The organism is uncultured Jannaschia sp. (genome assembly GCF_947494025.1).
GTDB lineage: Bacteria > Pseudomonadota > Alphaproteobacteria > Rhodobacterales > Rhodobacteraceae > Jannaschia.
Window position 1 is genome coordinate 108,269 of record NZ_CANLTQ010000002.1, and the last position, 14,886, is coordinate 123,154.

The following is a 14,886-nucleotide window of genomic DNA, read 5'->3' on the forward strand; positions in this document are numbered from 1 at the left end:
GATTCGACACGTCATTCACCCCGAGGACCTTTCATGAAGCCGATTGCCGACGTCACCCCGAACACCTGGGAATTCCTGCGCGACCCGATGATCGCTCCGACAGGCTTCCGCGAGTACGACGCACGTTGGAAGTATCCCGAGGGGATCAATCTGCCCGGCGTCACCGCGCTCGGCCTTGGCCTCGGGACCCAGATGCAGATGCGCGGGATCGAACCGCGGATCGCGGTCGGCAACGATTACCGGGACTACTCCCTCGCCATCAAGAACGCATTGATCCTGGGCCTCGTGCAGGCCGGTATCCACGTGCAGGATATCGGGCCGGCGATCACGCCGATGGCCTATTTCTCGCAGTTCCACCTCGACGCGCCCGCTGTGGCGATGGTCACGGCAAGCCACAACCCGAACGGCTGGACCGGCGTGAAGATGGGCTTCGAGCGACCTCTCACCCATGGGCCGGAGGAGATGGCGGAGCTGCGCGACATCGTGCTCGACGGCCGGGGCGAGGCGCGCGACGGGGGCAAGTGGGAGCGCGTCGACGGCGTGATGGAGGCCTATCTCGACGACCTCGTCGGCGACTTCCAGATGTCGCGCAAGCTCAAGATCGTCTGTGCGACCGGCAACGGCACCGCGGCGGCCTATGCGCCTGAGGTCTTGCGGCGGATCGGGGTCGAGGTCGTCGATAGCCACAACCGGCTCGATTACACGTTCCCGAACTACAACCCGAATCCCGAAGCGATGGAGATGCTGCACGACATGTCGGCCTCGGTGAAAGCGTCCGGCGCCGACCTCGCGCTCGGCTTCGACGGGGACGGGGATCGCTGCGGCGTGGTGGACGACGAGGGCGAGGAGATCTTCGCCGACATCACCGGCGTCATCATGGCCCGCGACCTGTCCGCGCTGCACGAGAACGCGACCTTCGTGGCCGACGTGAAGTCCACCGGCCTCTTCGCCTCCGATCCGGTGCTGCAGGCGAATGGCGCGAAGGCCGATTACTGGAAGACCGGCCACAGCCACATGAAGCGCCGCGTTCATCAGATCGGCGCGTTGGCCGGGTTCGAGAAGTCGGGTCACTTCTTTCTGGCGGAGCCGGTGGGACGCGGCTACGACGACGGGATGCGGGTCGCCGTGGAGATCTGCAAGCTGCTCGACCGCAACCCCGACAAGTCGATGAGCGACCTGCGCAAGGATCTCCCCAAGGTCTGGAACACGCCCACGCTCAGCCCCTTCTGCGCCGACGAGGAGAAGTACGACACGCTTCAGCGGATCGTCGACCGGCTTGTCCCGATGAAGGGCGAGGGATCGCTCGGCGGCCGCAAGATCGTCGACGTCATCACGGTGAACGGCGCCCGGGTCATGCTTGAGAACGGCGGTTGGGGCCTCGTGCGGGCGTCGTCGAACACGCCGAACCTCGTCGTGGTCTGCGAAAGCCCCGAGTCGCAGGAGGAGCTGCGCGCGATCTTCGAGGATCTGGACGCGATCATCCGCGAGGAGCCGAATGTCGGCGATTACGACCAGACCTTCTAAGGCATGCGCGCCTGGCTCGCCGCTTTCCTAATCCTCTTCGCCGCCCCCGTCTTCGCACAGGAGGAGGGGACGGCGCAGTCGCAGCCTACCGACGAGATCGCGACCGAGCGGGACGCGGGCGACGACGCGGCGATCGGCGCGCGCATCCGCGCGATCATCGGCGAACTCGACGGGTTCGAGACGGTCGATGTCGCGGTCCGACAGGGAATCGTGACCTTCTCGGGCGAGGTCCTCGACGCGGGTCAGGTGCCGCGCCTCGACGAGATCGCGGCGCGTGTGGACGGCGTGGTCGCGATCCAGAACGACGTGGCGGAGGACACGGACGTGAGCCGCCGGATCGACCCGGTGCTCGACCGGTTCCGCGAGCGGTTGGCGCAGGCCGTAAGCTACCTGCCGCTCCTCGTCATCGCGCTCGTCGCGGGCGGGCTCGTGGCTGCGGCGGGCTTCGCGCTTGCCCGCTGGGAGCGACCCTGGACCCGGCTCGCGCCCAACGCGTTCATCGCGGAGATCTACCGCACCATCCTGCGCCTCGCCTTCGTCGTGATCGGCGTGGTCGTGGCGCTCGACATTCTGAACGCAACGGCGCTTCTCTCCACGCTGCTGGGCGCCGCGGGGATCGTCGGCCTCGCCGTAGGCTTCGCGGTCCGCGACACGGTGGAGAACTTCATCGCCTCCGTCATGCTTTCGCTGCGCCAGCCGTTCCAGCCGAACGACGTGGTCGACATCGAAGGCTCGCTCGGCACCGTGATCCGGTTGACGAGCCGCGCGACGATCCTTCTCGATTCGGACGGCAACCACGTCCGCCTGCCGAACGCGGTCGTCTTCAAGGCCAGGATCGTCAATTACACCCGCAACCATGAGCGCCGCTTCGGCTTCGCGCTCGGCATCGACCCGAACGACGATCTGGCGGCGGCGAAGCGCATCGGGGCGGAAACGCTCGCCTCGCTCGACTTCGTGCTCGACGAGCCCGCGCCGCAGGTCTGGGTGGCGGAGGCGGGGGACAGCACGGTGACGATGGAGTTCTACGGCTGGCTGGACCAGCGGACGACGGCGTTCAACGCGGCCCGGGGCGAGGCGCTGCGGGTGGTGATGGGCGCCCTCACACGGGCCGGGATCGGCTTGCCGGAGCCGGGCTACCGGCTGAGCATCCCGGGCGGGGGGCTGCCCGTGCTCGACATGCCGGACCGGGCGAACCGTCCGGACGCGCTCGTCGCGACCGAGGGCGAACCCGGAGCGAAGCCGCCCGCTCCGAAGGCCGAGCCGGTCGCCGCCGACACGACGATCACCGACATGGTCCGCGCCGAGCGGCGTCAGGATCCGCAGGGTGATCTGCTCGACCGTGCGGCGCCGTCCGAATGACCGGGACGTCCCGGGCAGGCCTGCGCAGGACGCCGTGCCGGACCGGGACAATCTGTTCTCGGTTCCTTACGGTCTTCATCCGCGACCCGGACGGCGCCCGTTGCCTGTTTCTCGTGGTCGCTGGCGGCGCGTTGCACGACGCCTAAGGGGCGGCGAAGTGCTTCGACAGCTTCAAACCCTGGCCCTGATAGTTCGACGCGATGTCCTGTCCGTAGAGCTGTTCCGGCACCTCGGACATCGCCTCGTAGACCAGGCGGCCCACGCTTTGTCCGTCCTCCAGAACAAAGGGCGCCTCATGGCAGCGCACTTCGAGCACGCCGCGCGCGGGCATCCCGTGACCGAAGCCGGGATCGAAGAAGCCCGCGTAATGCACGCGGAACTCCCCCACCATCGCGAGGTAGGGGGCCATTTCGGCGGCATAGGCGGGTGGAATCGTCACCGCCTCGCGCGAGACGAGAATGTAGAACGCGCCGGGGTCGAGGACGATGCACCGTCGGTCGGTGCGGACCGCCTCCCAGAAGTCGGCGGGCCGGTAATGTCCGATTCGGTCGAGGTCGATCAGTCCGGTATGCGGTTTCGCGCGCCAGCCCACGATGGCCGCCTCGCCCGCCGACAGATCCACGGAAAAGCCCAGCCCGTCGTCGATGACCGGATCGCCGTCGGTCAGCGGCATCGCGCGGTGAAGCGTCCGGAGCGCCGTGTCGTCCAGCAAGGCCTCGCCCGCGCGGAAACGTATCTGGTTCAGACGCATGCCCGGCCGCACGAGGACGGAAAAGCTGCGCGGACAGATCTCGGCATAAAGCGGGCCGTCGTAGCCCGGGGCGATCCGGTCGAACTCGGTGCCGCCGTCGGCGACGGTCCGGGTCAGCAGGTCCAGCCGACCGGTCGAGGATTTCGCGTTGGCCACCGCCGCGAGGTCGCCGGGCAGGGCGAGACGCTCCTGCAGCGGGACGAGATAGACACAGCCCTTCTCCAGCACCGCGCCGGCAGAGAGGTCGACCTCGTGCATGCCGAACTCGTCAAGCCTGTCCGCCACGCTTCGCCCCTTGCCCGGCAGAAAGGAGGCACGCACCCGGTACGCGCGGGCACCGAGGCGCAGGTCGAGGCTGGCCGGCTGTACCTGGCCCGGCACGCGGGGCGGGGCCGTGATCACGCCGCCGTCGAAAAGGCGCTCGATCTGTTGCGAGGCTAGGACGCCGGGGGCGAATTGAGACACCGTCATGGGCTCCCCTCAAGCGAAACGCCTCGCCCCGGCAGGGGAGAGGCGTTGCGATTTGGTCGGGCTAGCAGGACTCGAACCTGCGACCTTCCGTCCCCCAGACGGACGCGCTACCAGGCTGCGCCATAGCCCGACTGCGGGCCTTCTTACGGCTTTCGGACCGGTGCGCAAGCCGAAAGGTCAGCCGTCTGCCCCCTCGTTCAGATCGGCTTCGACTTCCTCGATCAGGCCTCGGAGCTTGCGAACCACGCGACGTAGCGCCCGGCGGTTCACGGGCGTCAGACGGATGGCCGGCGTTCCGGCCGAAACGGCCTGCGTGTCGAACAGGGACGTTCCGAACACCGGGGCGGGCGCGACATCCGCATCCTCGGAAGCGGGTTCAGAGGGGAACAGCTCTTCGAACGTCGGCCCCGGCTCGGGCGGCCCCTCCGCGGCTGCCGACTCCGCCGTTTCCGGTTCGAGGGGTTCCGGGATCGTGAAGGCCAACGCGGGCTCCGCGAATGCGTCTTCGGGCTCGGGCATCGGCCCGGCAGACTCGTCGTCGTCGGAGGCCGGCGCGTCGTTCATTTCCATGTCCACCTCCTCGGGATCGTGCAGGCCATTCTCGGACGACGAATCCGGAAGTTCCTCCGGTTCGTGGAACGCCCCGGGTTCCAAAGCGTCTGTCTCCGGATCGGCGGATTCCGCCGAATTCGCGCCGGCGGGGTCGGACCAATCGTCGGACCGCGTCTTCGGCGGATCGGGCTGCCCCGGCATGTCGCTCGGTTCGGGCACGGGCCTGTCGGCAGGCTGGGGCGGAACCACGGTGTCGTCGTCATCGGGCATGTCCGGCTGCGTCGGGCTCGGGTCGGACGGGAAAGGCAGATCCTCGGGCAGCTCGGGCTCGGGCGGGGCCTCGCGGCCCGGGCCGCCACCCACCGCGTTCTCCCGCGCGCGATCGATCGACACGACGCGCGATGCCTCCGCCATGTCGTCGCTGCGGATCACGCGGCGCGGCTTCGGCACCGATTCCGACCGGTCGAGCGAAGGCGAACGGACCATGACGGCGTCGACCCCCTCCTCGTCGATCTTCTGGACGACCCCGCGGATCGGCAGGCCCTCGTCGTGCAACAGGACCTTTATGCCGCCGAGAAGACGCATGTCCTCCGGCCGGTAGTAGCGGCGTCCGCCGGCGCCCTTCACCGGCTCGATCTGGGCGAACTTGGATTCCCAGAAGCGCAGCACATGCGTCGGCACGCCGAGCCAGTCCGCCACTTCGCGGATCGTGCGGAACGCGCCTTCGGATTTTTCGGGGGCCCGCGCCAATCTCAGCCCTTCCGCGATGCGTTGCCGGCGACAACGCGATCCTTCATCAAGTGCGAAGGCCGGAACGTCAGGACACGGCGGGGCGGGATCGGCGCCTCTTCCCCCGTCTTGGGGTTGCGTCCGACACGGGCGTTCTTGTCGCGCGTCGAGAAGGTCCCGAAGCCCGAAATCTTCACCTGCTCGCCCGAAGCCAGCGCGTCCGAGATGTTCTCGAGCACGGAGCTGACGAGCGTGCTGCTTTCGTTTCGGCTCAGCCCCACGTTGCGGAACACCGCCTCGCTCAAATCCATCCGCGTCAATGTCTTGTTGGTCATCCCATACCCCCGCACGCTGAAATACTCGCCGGTTCGAGTCTGGCCCGGCCGATAAAGATAGTCAACGCCAGCAACTTGCGGGAGGAACTTCATACGCGGATTCGCGACGGAATCGCGCGGGTCGGGTCTACCAGCGCAGCGCCACCGCACCCCAGGCGAGCCCGCCGCCGATGGCCTCGGTCACGACCAGGTCGCCGGTGCGAAGCTCCCCGCGCGCGGCAGCGACCGACAGGGCGAGGGGGATCGAGGCGGCGGACGTGTTGCCGTGATCGGCCACCGTGACCACGACCTTCTCCATCGGCAGGCCGAGCTTCTGCGCCGTGCGGGTAATGATGCGGATGTTCGCCTGATGGGGCACGACCCGGTCGATCTCCGCTGGCGTCAGCCCCGCCTTGGCGAGCACGTCCGTCGTCGTCTGGGCAAGCTTCTCCACCGCGTGGCGGAACACCTCCTTGCCGGCCATCATGAGGTGGCCCGTCGTCCGGGACGCGGACACGCCGCCCGAGACCTGCAGGATCTCGCGGTAGCGGCCGTCGCTGTGCAGATCGGTGGCGAGGATGCCGCGATCCGCGTTGGAGCCGTCGCCCTCCGCCCGCTCGATCACGACCGCCCCGGCGCCGTCGCCGAACAGGACGCAGGTGCTGCGGTCCTCCCAGTTCATGATCCGGCTGAAGGTTTCCGCGCCGATCACGAGGACCCGTTCGGCCTGACCCGACTTGATTAGCGAATCCGCGTTGGCCAGGGCGTAGATGAACCCCGCGCAGACGGCCTGCACGTCGAAGGCGAAGCCGCACGTCATGCCGAGGCCGGCCTGCACGATCGTCGCGGTGGCGGGAAAGGTCAGGTCCGGGGTGGAGGTCGCGACGATCACAGCGTCGATCGCATCGGCCTCGATCCCCGCATTCCCGAGCGCCGCGCGGGCCGCCCGGATCGCGAGGTCGGAGGTCGGCTGCCCCTCCGCCGCGAAATGGCGCCGCTCGATGCCGCTGCGCGAGACGATCCATTCGTCGGACGTGTCGAGAAAGCTCTCGAACCACTCGTTCGGAACGACGCGGTCGGGCAGGTAGTGGCCGACGCCCCGGATGACGGAGCGGATCATCCCTGCGCCTCGGCCGTCATCGCGACGCCCGTCACGCGCGCCTTGATGCGCTCGTTGAAATTGGACTTCGACAATTCCCAGCCGAGCCCGATCGCAGCGGCCACTCCGGTCTCGTCGGCGGCGCCATGCGACTTCACGACGGTGCCGTTCAGCCCGAGGAACACGCCGCCGTTGACCCGGCGCGGGTCGATGCGGTGCGCCAGACGCTTGAGCGAGGTCATCGCAAGAAAGGCGGCGACGCGGGACATTGCGGTGGCGCGGAGCGTCTCGCCCAGCATGTCGCGCACGAAGCGGGCCGTGCCTTCGCCGGTCTTGAGCGCGACGTTGCCGGTGAAGCCGTCGGTTACGATGACGTCGACGCGGTCGCCCGGAATGTCGCCGCCCTCGACGAATCCGACATAGTCGAACCCGGCTCTGACGGCCGCCTGCTCGATCCGGTCATGCGCGTCCTTGAGTTCGGTCCGGCCCTTGTGCTCCTCCGTGCCGACATTGAGCAGGCCGACTCGCGGACGCTCGAGTCCGAGGCCGTTGCGCGCATAGGACATGCCCATCAACGCGTATTGCACGAGGTCTTCCGCGTCGGCGCGAATATCGGCGCCGACATCGAGCATGACGTTGAAGCCCGACGGGTTGTGCGAAGGCCAGAGAATCGCGATCGCCGGGCGGTTGATGCCCGGCAGCTTGCGGAGACGGACCATGCTGACGGCCATGAGCGCGCCGGTATTGCCGCAGCTCACGCATACGGTCGCCTCGCCCGAACGGACGGCTTCCACGGCGGACCACATCGAGGTGGACTGACCCGTGCGCATCACCTGACTGGGCTTGTCGCTCATCGCGACGACGTCGGCCGCGTGGCGGGTCGTGCAGTGATCGGACAGGCCACGCCGCCGCGCGATCAGCGCGTCGAGCATGGGCTTGTCGCCATGAACGATGAAGCGGATGGCCGGATGGGTTTTCACCGCACGTGCCAGCCCGGCGACGACGGCTTCGGGCCCGTGATCCCCGCCCATCGCGTCGATGGACAGCACGCCCGATGCGTCGGCGCCGGGAGCCGGAACCTCATCGGACATGACGGTCCCCCTTCGTCGTCGCGTGCCGGATCGTCAGGATCAGGCAGCGTCGTCGTCCAGATCGACACTGTCGGCCGCGATCACTTCGCGGTCGGCGTAGTGGCCGCAGGCGCCGCAGACGTGATGTGGGCGCTTCAGCTCGCCGCAATTGGGGCATTCGGCCGGATTGCCCGGCTTCAGGGAATCGTGCGAACGGCGGTTGTTGCGCCGCGACGGGGTGACCTTGTTCTGCGGGACGGCCATGGAGCAACCTCGGAGTCTCTCGGGGACCGCATCGACGGGCGGCCCGGTGTCATTCAGATTTCGGTGGTCCCTAGTGGCATTCCGCCCGAGGGTCCAGCAATTTTCCAACCGCCGAAAGCGGCGGGAAGGCGTCTGTTACAGAGTTCCGGATCGGGGGCAAGCCATGTGCGTCCTTTGCATGACAGGAGCATGATGCAGGCATTGGTCTGCGGTGGTGCACAGGACGGTGCAGGCGTTCGGGGCTATCTGAGGCGTCCCGAACGGTTCACGCATCAAGGAACAATTGCCATGTGCCTCAAAACCCTCGTCGCGGGCGGCGTCCTTTTCGTCGCCGCCGCGACCGCTGTCGTCCACGCGCAGGCGACGCCGAACCATCACCTTTCGCCGGACCGGCTCGCCGAGGTGCGGGCGATGATGGCGGAGGCGAGGTAGGCCCGCGCCCGGTCACTCCTTCCCTTGCAGCCTGTCCTTCAGCGCGGCGAGTGCGGCGAACGGCCTGATCTTGTCGTCCTCAATCGGCTTCGCGCCGGGCGGCGTCGCCGACAGGTCGAGGCCTTCCGCCGAGGATGCGCGCGGAAAGGCCGGGATGGAGAGCGCGAGCGCCTCCTCCAGCACCTCGCCCATATCGATGATCGCCGGCAGGGGCTCGAGGCTGTCGTCTTCCGGCATCTCCGCCTCGTCGCCGGCCGGCACCTCGTAATCCGGCGAGTACCGCCGCCGGAGCGGCTCCTCGATCCGCGTCGTGACCGAATCGGTCGTGACCCGGCAGGGCTGCACCACGGTCGCGCCGAGCGCGGCGTCCAGAACCCAGTCCTGTCCCGGTCCGGGCCGGAGCTCTCCCTCCAGACGGACCTTGCGGAGTGCATCGACGCCGAGCCTGTCGGCAAGCGCCTCCAGCTGGCCGGCATCCGGCACGAGGCGCACATGCGTGGCCTTCCGTCGCGACAGGTCCGCGGGGCGGAGGAGATGGGACAGGACGGGTTTCATCACGATCGGGCTCTTCGGTTCGGGTCGCGGTCCGAGGAAGCACCCCCCGGCCTTGATGGCGCAGACATGGCCGGCTAAGCCATAAGGCGAAAGGGACCGCCCGCGCAACGGGGGCCCGTTCGCAGCAAGGGACAGGCGATGACGACGATTGCGAAACGGTTGCTGGTCGCCGTGCTCTGTTTCGGACTGGCCGCCTGTGCCGCCACCTACCGCAACCACGGCTACGTGCCCGAGCCCGAGGCGCTGGCGGCGCTCGATATCGGCGTCGACAGCCGCGAAACGGTGGAGGCCGCTGTCGGACGTCCCGCGACCAGCGGGGTGGAACGGTCCGATGCCTGGTACTACGTACAGAGCCGGGTGCGGCACTACGGCGCCTTCCCGCGACGCACGATCGACCGGCAGTTGGTGGCCCTGTCCTTCGCTCCGAACGGCACGCTCGCGAATATCGAACGCTTCGGCCTGGAGCGCGGGCGCGTGGTCCCGCTCTCGCGCCGCGTCACCGCGAGTTCGATCCGCGACTTCGGCCTGATCCAGCAAATCTTCCGCAATTTCGGACGCATCAACGTGGGTGAGACACTCGCGGACAGCATCTGATGGCCGGGGTGTCGGGCCGCCTTTCCGTGGCCGGGATGGCGGCGACGGACAGGCCCGCCAGGACGCATTTGACCGATGCCCGTGCGCGCCGGGTGAACACGTCGCCCGGCGACGCCGCCACGCCGACCGGAATCGGCCTCATCTCGTCGAGATTGCGCCGGACGACCTTTTGACAGAGCGCCACGTCCATCGGTTCGAGGACGAATACGTCTATGTTCCAGACGGAACAGGTGCGTTGCGCGTCGGGGAATCGGCCCATTCCCACGAAGATGCCGACGCCGCCTCCCTTCCCGCGACGCCTCGTCGTCGGGGAGCGGCTGGCGCACGATGTGACCGGCTACGTGCGATTGGGAAAACGGCTCGTCCCAATTACGGGTCAGCGGTGAAAGCCCCTGCCATCGAGAGCTCCGGGGCGGCGTGAAGCGCTAGTCGACGCCGTCGAAGTCCAGCGCGACCCCGTTGATGCAGTAGCGCAGGCCGGTCGGCTGCGGCCCGTCGGGAAAGACGTGGCCCAAATGACCGTCGCAGCGCGCGCAATGCACCTCCGTGCGCTTCATGAACCACGAATTGTCGACGCTTTCGCCGACCTTCTCACCGTCCAAGCCGTCGACGGGCTGGTAGAAGCTGGGCCATCCGGTGCCGCTGTCGAACTTGGTCGCCTGATCGAAAAGCGGATTGCCGCAGCCCTTGCAAACATAGGTGCCCGGCCCCTTCGGAAAGTCCTCGTGCGTGCCGGCCCGTTCGGTGCCGTGCTTGCGGAGCACCTTGTAGGCGTCCGGGCCGAGCTGTTCCTTCCACTCCGCATCGGACTTCTCGACCTTTTCCATGACACGCTCCTTCTCGTGGACACCGCCGGAACGCGGTGCGAGGCTTGAGATAGGGGCGGAGCCGTCGAGGCCAAGGGGAGGGACGGGGCATGGACGTGACGGCGGGCGGGCTGCGGGCACGGATCGTGCCGGTGGACAGGGCCGGAGCCGGCCTTGCGCTTCGCGCCCGCCTGTTCCGGAACGGCGCCTGCGACCGGGACCGGCACGACAGCGACGCTCGGCACCTGCTCGTCGAGGAGGCGGGCACGTTGTGCGGCTACGCCCGGCTCGCCGTGCAGCGGAACGGTGCTGCCATCGGGGGCTATGCGGGCACCCGCTACGACCTCGGGGCCTTCGCCTGCGCCTTTCCCGTCGCCATCGAGGTCGGCCGGTTCTGCATCGCGCCGGGCCACGAGGATCCGCGGATTCCGCGCCTGATGCTCGCGACCATGGCGCGGGCGGTCACGGCCGAGGGGGCCACGGCGCTCCATGGCTGCGCGTCCTTCCCCCTCCGGGGCAACGGTCCGGTCGCGATCGCCGACCGCGTCGCGCCGGAGGCGTGGCGGTCCCGCCGGCGCGCGGCGGAGACGATGCCGCTCGCCGCGCTCGCCGGCCCCATGCCGCCGCTCCTGCGGATGTGGCTCGCCCTCGGGGCCTCGATCTCGGACCACGCCGTGATCGACCGAGATCTGGGCACGCTCCACGTTCACGCCGCGCTCCCGGTCGCAGCGATCCCCCTGAACCGGGCGCGGCGGCTGGCGAAGCTGCTCGCCGCCTGATTGACGGCACCGGGTCCGGCGGATAGCCCGCGCGACATGGCGCGCGCACCCCTTCTCCAGCTTTCCGATATTTCCCTCACCTTCGGCGGCGCCCCCGTCTTCGCCGACCTGTCGCTGGTCGTGCAGCCGGGGGACCGGGTGGCGCTGGTGGGCCGGAACGGATCCGGCAAATCGACGCTGATGAAGGTCATGGCCGGGCTGGTCGAGGCGGATCGCGGCCTGCGCACGCTCTCGCCCGGCACGGCCGTCGGCTACATGGAGCAGGAGCCGAGCCTCGCGGGCTTCGCGACGCTGGGTGAATACGCGGCCTCCGGGCTCGACGCGGCGGAGGCCTGGCGGGTGGAGGCGGCCGCGGAGGGGCTGAAGCTCCGGCTCGACGCGGCGCCGGAGGCGGCTTCCGGCGGGGAGCGGCGGCGCGCGGCACTGGCCAAGCTGCTTGCGGAGGCCCCGGAGCTGATGCTGCTCGACGAGCCGACCAACCATCTCGACATCGACGCCATCGCATGGCTGGAGGCGGAGCTGAAGTCGACGCGCGCGGCCTATGTCCTGATTTCCCATGATCGGGCGTTCCTGCGCGCGCTGACGCGGGCGACGCTCTGGATCGACCGGGGCGCGGTGCGGCGGCAGGAAAAGGGATTCGACGCCTTCGAGGCCTGGCGCGACAAGGTCTGGGAGGAAGAGGACCAGGCGCGTCACAAGCTCGACCGCAAGATCAAGGCGGAGGCGCGTTGGGCCGTGGAGGGAATCAGCGCCCGCAGAAAGCGCAACCAGGGCCGCGTCCGCGCGCTGGCCGACTTGCGTGCCGAGCGGGCCGGGCAGGTGCGCCGCGCCGGCACCGCCGCGCTGGAACTCGACGCGGGGCAGTCGAGCGGCAAGCGGGTGATCGAGGCGACGGGGCTGTCCAAGGATTTCGGCGACCGGGCCATCGTCCGCGATTTCGACCTGCGGGTGATGCGCGGCGATCGCGTCGCCTTCGTCGGTCCGAACGGGGTGGGCAAGACGACGCTCCTGAAGATGCTGTTGGGCGAAGTCGAGCCCGATGCCGGAACGGTAAGGCTCGGCACCAATCTCGAGGTCGCGGTGTTCGATCAGGCCCGCGCGAAGCTCGACCCTGAGGCGAGCCTGTGGGATTCGCTCACGCTCGATCCGCTGCTCGGCGTGTCGGGGGCGTCCGATCAGGTGATGGTGCGCGGCACGCCGCGGCACGTCGCGGGCTATCTCAAGGATTTCCTGTTCGACGACAAGCAGTTCAAGGCCCCGGTGAAATCGCTCTCGGGCGGCGAGAAGGCGCGGCTGCTGCTCGCGCGGATCATGGCGCTGCCGTCGAATCTGCTCGTGCTGGACGAGCCGACGAACGACCTCGACGTGGAAACTCTCGATCTTTTGCAAGACGTTATCGGGGAGTACGACGGGACGGTGCTCGTCGTGAGTCACGACCGGGACTTCCTGGATCTGGTCGCGACGCAGACGGTGGCGATGGAAGGCGGGGGGCGGGCGCAGGTTTATCCGGGCGGGTGGTCGGATTATGTGGCGCAACGGCCGGAGCGGGGGGAATCGCTGGCGGGGATTCCGGCGGCGAAATCCGTCGCGAAGCCGAGATCCGAGGCGCCGAAGGCGGAGGGGCTGAGCTATACCGAGCGGCACCGGCTGGAGGAGTTGCCGAACAAGATCAGTCGGTTGGAGGCGGAGATCGGGAAGCTGGAAGCGTTGCTCTCCGACCCGGAGCTTTATTCGCGTGAGCCGGTGAAGTTCCGCAAGGCCACCGACGCCCTGACCGACCGGCAAGGAAAGCTCGCCGCCGCGGAGGAGGAGTGGCTGACGCTGGAGGAGCGGGCCGAAGCCGCCTCCTGACCGTGTTATCGCTGTGTTACGGCTGTGTTACGGCTGTGGCACTATAGGGTCGCAACGCCGCCCTTGCGATCATGCGCAGATACCGTCGAGATCCCCGGCCCACGGGACGAGGACGGGCCGCGGAAAGGCACGTGGCGGCGCGACGGGCAGGGCCTCCGACAGGAGCGCGTGGAGGCGTCCGGTGCGCGCGCCCTGCGGATCGAGCGTGGCGCAGCAGAGATATTCCTCCACGAGGCTCGCCTGTTCCTCGTAGCCGCGGTCGAGGAAGGGCGTCGGCGCCTCGGTGTCGAACAGGTAGGGATCGTCGATCTCGATCTGCTCGAAGAAGGCGCGGGCGGGATGGTAGCCGGTGCGGTCGCGATGCTGCCACTGCCAGACATGGGTCATCTCGTGGACGAAGAACATCGCCGTGGCGAGGTCGAGATGGTCGCCCACGGGCGCGGCGTAGTCCGGCAGGCTCCAGCGCGGCGCGGTCCAGAGGCGTTCGAAGAGGACGATGCCGGCGGTGCTGGCGACGACGCGGCCCTCCACCGGCGGCGCGATCCTCTCGCGGCAGGCGATGCGGGGGCGGGCGTCGTAGGCGATCGGGAACAGGCCGACGACCGGGCTGCGGGTGATCCGCACGTCCCCGGTTCGCAGATCCGGGAGGAGGGGGGCCACGAGCGCGGTCTCCGCGGGCGTCACGCCCCGCGTGCAGGCCGTGAGGGCGAGGAGGAGGAGGAGGGCGCGCATGCGGCCGGAGCCTAGCGGGATGGCCGGCGCGCGCCAGAGTTCAGTTCCGCGCCACCTCGCGGGGCGGGGGCGTGCCGGCGATCTCGAGGATGAGCTTGCGCTTCACGGCCTCGGCGAAGGCGGCGCGGGTCTCGGCGGCGACCACGAAGGCGCCGGGGCCGCCGATGATGATCTCGCCGTAGGTCTGGGCGAGGGTGTCGCCGCCGCCCCGGCCGCGCTCCGAGATGACGGCGAGCGCGTTGATGGTGACGCCGGCGGCCAGCACCTCCCGCCGGGCGGCCTCGATCGCGGGGCCGGAGAAGTTGCGCGGGGAATCGCCCGAGAAGTCGATGACCCGGCGCCAGCCGTCGATCCGGTTCGTCTCGATCAGGTCGAGGCCCTTGAGCAGCGCCGCGCCGATGGCGTTGCGCCCGACCGCGCGGCGGGGCGGGCCGTCGAGGGCCGCGGCGAAGCGGGCGGCGTCCTCGGCGGTGGCGATCTCCATCCAGTCCACGACCACGTCCTGCGTCTCGGCCCATTCCACGTAGGTGACGGCGATGGAGCCGTAGGCGGTGTCGGCGATGGCGGCGAGCACGTCCGCGTCCCGCATGGCCTCGGCGTAGCCCCGCCGCTGGAAGGCGATCTCCGTGGACGAGATCGAGCCCGAGGCGTCGGCGAGGAGGACGAGTTCGAGATCGGTGTCCTGCGCGGCGGCTGGGGTCGCGAGCGCCAGGAAAACGATCCAGTGGATCGTTTTCAGCGAGTGGATCGCGGCTCCGGGCGAGCTGTTGGCATTGAGGACACGGCGCACTGGGGACCCTTCGGCTGGCGGGGTTCCTCCGACCCTACGTCGCGGGAGCGGGGGGCGTGCAAGGGCGAGGGGCGCGGGGGCGGGACACGGTGCCGTGATCGGCGCGGGGATCGGCAGGGTGGCGCGGAGAGAGGCAGGTTCGGGTCGGGCGGCTGTCCACGATGCGGGGCGGAGCAGTCGCCCGTGATGCGGAGAGGGCAGGCCCCGGCCGCGG

Annotated in this window: 17 protein-coding genes and 1 tRNA gene; 7 read left to right on the forward strand and 11 right to left on the reverse strand. The window is 69.1% G+C overall.

The features are described 5' to 3' along the window. The first annotated feature begins 33 nt into the window (after positions 1-33). Together Q1B08_RS04200 and Q1B08_RS04205 are read left to right on the forward strand one after the other, a co-directional pair. Positions 34-1,524, forward strand: a complete 1,491-nt coding sequence (locus Q1B08_RS04200) for a phosphomannomutase/phosphoglucomutase (RefSeq protein WP_299815226.1) — start codon at positions 34-36, stop codon at positions 1,522-1,524. A gap of 3 nt (positions 1,525-1,527) precedes the next feature. Next, on the forward strand, positions 1,528-2,883 hold the full coding sequence (locus tag Q1B08_RS04205) for a mechanosensitive ion channel domain-containing protein (protein WP_299815229.1): 1,356 nt from the start codon (positions 1,528-1,530) through the stop codon (positions 2,881-2,883). A 142-nt stretch (positions 2,884-3,025) separates the two neighbouring features. Here Q1B08_RS04205 and Q1B08_RS04210 read toward each other — a convergent pair whose 3' ends face one another. The 7 genes from Q1B08_RS04210 to rpmF form a co-directional block, all read right to left on the reverse strand. After that, on the reverse strand, positions 3,026-4,105 hold the full coding sequence (locus tag Q1B08_RS04210; protein ID WP_299815232.1) for a 2'-deoxycytidine 5'-triphosphate deaminase: 1,080 nt from the start codon (positions 4,103-4,105) through the stop codon (positions 3,026-3,028). A gap of 53 nt (positions 4,106-4,158) precedes the next feature. Further along, positions 4,159-4,235 (reverse strand) — tRNA-Pro (locus tag Q1B08_RS04215). Between the two features lie 47 nt (positions 4,236-4,282). Next, complete coding sequence (locus tag Q1B08_RS04220) at positions 4,283-5,407, reverse strand: MerR family transcriptional regulator (protein ID WP_299815235.1); 1,125 nt, start codon at positions 5,405-5,407, stop codon at positions 4,283-4,285. Positions 5,408-5,409: 2 nt separating this feature from the next. Continuing rightward, positions 5,410-5,721, reverse strand: a complete 312-nt coding sequence (ihfA, locus tag Q1B08_RS04225) for an integration host factor subunit alpha (RefSeq protein WP_299815245.1) — start codon at positions 5,719-5,721, stop codon at positions 5,410-5,412. A gap of 127 nt (positions 5,722-5,848) precedes the next feature. Further along, on the reverse strand, positions 5,849-6,820 hold the full coding sequence (locus Q1B08_RS04230) for a beta-ketoacyl-ACP synthase III (RefSeq protein ID WP_299815248.1): 972 nt from the start codon (positions 6,818-6,820) through the stop codon (positions 5,849-5,851). Next, positions 6,817-7,890: a phosphate acyltransferase PlsX gene (plsX, locus tag Q1B08_RS04235; RefSeq protein WP_299815252.1), complete on the reverse strand. Its 1,074-nt coding sequence runs from the start codon at positions 7,888-7,890 to the stop codon at positions 6,817-6,819. Before plsX ends, Q1B08_RS04230 begins: the two co-directional genes overlap by 4 nt. A 39-nt stretch (positions 7,891-7,929) precedes the next feature. Next, entirely contained in the window at positions 7,930-8,133 is a 204-nt protein-coding gene (rpmF, locus tag Q1B08_RS04240; protein WP_299815255.1) for a 50S ribosomal protein L32, read from the reverse strand. A 288-nt stretch (positions 8,134-8,421) separates the two neighbouring features. Here rpmF and Q1B08_RS04245 point away from each other — a divergent pair, with 288 nt between their 5' ends. Continuing rightward, positions 8,422-8,565 carry a hypothetical protein gene (locus tag Q1B08_RS04245; protein WP_299815258.1) on the forward strand — a complete coding sequence of 48 codons (144 nt, stop codon included), beginning with the start codon at positions 8,422-8,424 and terminating at the stop codon, positions 8,563-8,565. Positions 8,566-8,577: 12 nt separating this feature from the next. Here the strand turns inward: Q1B08_RS04245 and Q1B08_RS04250 are convergent, their stop codons facing one another. Then, on the reverse strand, positions 8,578-9,120 hold the full coding sequence (locus Q1B08_RS04250) for a DUF177 domain-containing protein (protein WP_299816334.1): 543 nt from the start codon (positions 9,118-9,120) through the stop codon (positions 8,578-8,580). Positions 9,121-9,258: 138 nt separating this feature from the next. Here Q1B08_RS04250 and Q1B08_RS04255 point away from each other — a divergent pair, with 138 nt between their 5' ends. Both Q1B08_RS04255 and Q1B08_RS04260 read left to right on the forward strand, forming a co-directional pair. Then, positions 9,259-9,714, forward strand: coding sequence for an outer membrane protein assembly factor BamE (locus tag Q1B08_RS04255; protein WP_299815261.1), 456 nt, complete (start codon positions 9,259-9,261; stop codon positions 9,712-9,714). Then, a complete protein-coding gene (locus tag Q1B08_RS04260; RefSeq protein WP_299815263.1) occupies positions 9,714-9,887 on the forward strand; it encodes a hypothetical protein in 174 nt (57 codons plus the stop codon). Before Q1B08_RS04255 ends, Q1B08_RS04260 begins: the two co-directional genes overlap by 1 nt. Positions 9,888-10,139: 252 nt before the next feature. Here the strand turns inward: Q1B08_RS04260 and msrB are convergent, their stop codons facing one another. Next, entirely contained in the window at positions 10,140-10,541 is a 402-nt protein-coding gene (gene msrB / locus Q1B08_RS04265; RefSeq protein ID WP_299815266.1) for a peptide-methionine (R)-S-oxide reductase MsrB, read from the reverse strand. Positions 10,542-10,630: 89 nt separating this feature from the next. On the opposite strand from msrB, the gene Q1B08_RS04270 reads away from it, so the two are divergent. Together Q1B08_RS04270 and Q1B08_RS04275 are read left to right on the forward strand one after the other, a co-directional pair. After that, the gene (locus Q1B08_RS04270; protein WP_299815269.1) at positions 10,631-11,299 is read left to right on the forward strand and encodes a GNAT family N-acyltransferase; all 669 of its coding nucleotides are present in this window, start codon (positions 10,631-10,633) and stop codon (positions 11,297-11,299) included. 36 nt (positions 11,300-11,335) lie between these two features. Next, on the forward strand, positions 11,336-13,150 hold the full coding sequence (locus tag Q1B08_RS04275) for an ATP-binding cassette domain-containing protein (protein ID WP_299815272.1): 1,815 nt from the start codon (positions 11,336-11,338) through the stop codon (positions 13,148-13,150). A 69-nt stretch (positions 13,151-13,219) separates the two neighbouring features. Here Q1B08_RS04275 and Q1B08_RS04280 read toward each other — a convergent pair whose 3' ends face one another. Together Q1B08_RS04280 and Q1B08_RS04285 are read right to left on the reverse strand one after the other, a co-directional pair. Continuing rightward, positions 13,220-13,882: a hypothetical protein gene (locus Q1B08_RS04280; protein WP_299815275.1), complete on the reverse strand. Its 663-nt coding sequence runs from the start codon at positions 13,880-13,882 to the stop codon at positions 13,220-13,222. 40 nt (positions 13,883-13,922) lie between these two features. Beyond that, entirely contained in the window at positions 13,923-14,612 is a 690-nt protein-coding gene (locus tag Q1B08_RS04285; RefSeq protein ID WP_299816336.1) for a DUF1194 domain-containing protein, read from the reverse strand. Positions 14,613-14,886: the final 274 nt, after the last annotated feature.

What these genes read in the sequence shown, in the direction of transcription:
- Q1B08_RS04200 (WP_299815226.1), top strand. Translation starts at nt 34, where the DNA reads ATGAAGCCGATTGCCGACGTCACCCCGAACACCTGGGAATTCCTGCGC.
- ihfA (WP_299815245.1), bottom strand. Translation starts at nt 5,721, where the DNA reads ATGACCAACAAGACATTGACGCGGATGGATTTGAGCGAGGCGGTGTTC.
- Q1B08_RS04210 (WP_299815232.1), bottom strand. Translation starts at nt 4,105, where the DNA reads ATGACGGTGTCTCAATTCGCCCCCGGCGTCCTAGCCTCGCAACAGATC.
- Q1B08_RS04250 (WP_299816334.1), bottom strand. Translation starts at nt 9,120, where the DNA reads ATGAAACCCGTCCTGTCCCATCTCCTCCGCCCCGCGGACCTGTCGCGA.
- Q1B08_RS04255 (WP_299815261.1), top strand. Translation starts at nt 9,259, where the DNA reads ATGACGACGATTGCGAAACGGTTGCTGGTCGCCGTGCTCTGTTTCGGA.
- Q1B08_RS04280 (WP_299815275.1), bottom strand. Translation starts at nt 13,882, where the DNA reads ATGCGCGCCCTCCTCCTCCTCCTCGCCCTCACGGCCTGCACGCGGGGC.
- Q1B08_RS04205 (WP_299815229.1), top strand. Translation starts at nt 1,528, where the DNA reads ATGCGCGCCTGGCTCGCCGCTTTCCTAATCCTCTTCGCCGCCCCCGTC.
- plsX (WP_299815252.1), bottom strand. Translation starts at nt 7,890, where the DNA reads ATGTCCGATGAGGTTCCGGCTCCCGGCGCCGACGCATCGGGCGTGCTG.
- msrB (WP_299815266.1), bottom strand. Translation starts at nt 10,541, where the DNA reads ATGGAAAAGGTCGAGAAGTCCGATGCGGAGTGGAAGGAACAGCTCGGC.
- Q1B08_RS04260 (WP_299815263.1), top strand. Translation starts at nt 9,714, where the DNA reads ATGGCCGGGGTGTCGGGCCGCCTTTCCGTGGCCGGGATGGCGGCGACG.
- Q1B08_RS04275 (WP_299815272.1), top strand. Translation starts at nt 11,336, where the DNA reads ATGGCGCGCGCACCCCTTCTCCAGCTTTCCGATATTTCCCTCACCTTC.
- Q1B08_RS04270 (WP_299815269.1), top strand. Translation starts at nt 10,631, where the DNA reads ATGGACGTGACGGCGGGCGGGCTGCGGGCACGGATCGTGCCGGTGGAC.
- Q1B08_RS04230 (WP_299815248.1), bottom strand. Translation starts at nt 6,820, where the DNA reads ATGATCCGCTCCGTCATCCGGGGCGTCGGCCACTACCTGCCCGACCGC.
- rpmF (WP_299815255.1), bottom strand. Translation starts at nt 8,133, where the DNA reads ATGGCCGTCCCGCAGAACAAGGTCACCCCGTCGCGGCGCAACAACCGC.
- Q1B08_RS04245 (WP_299815258.1), top strand. Translation starts at nt 8,422, where the DNA reads ATGTGCCTCAAAACCCTCGTCGCGGGCGGCGTCCTTTTCGTCGCCGCC.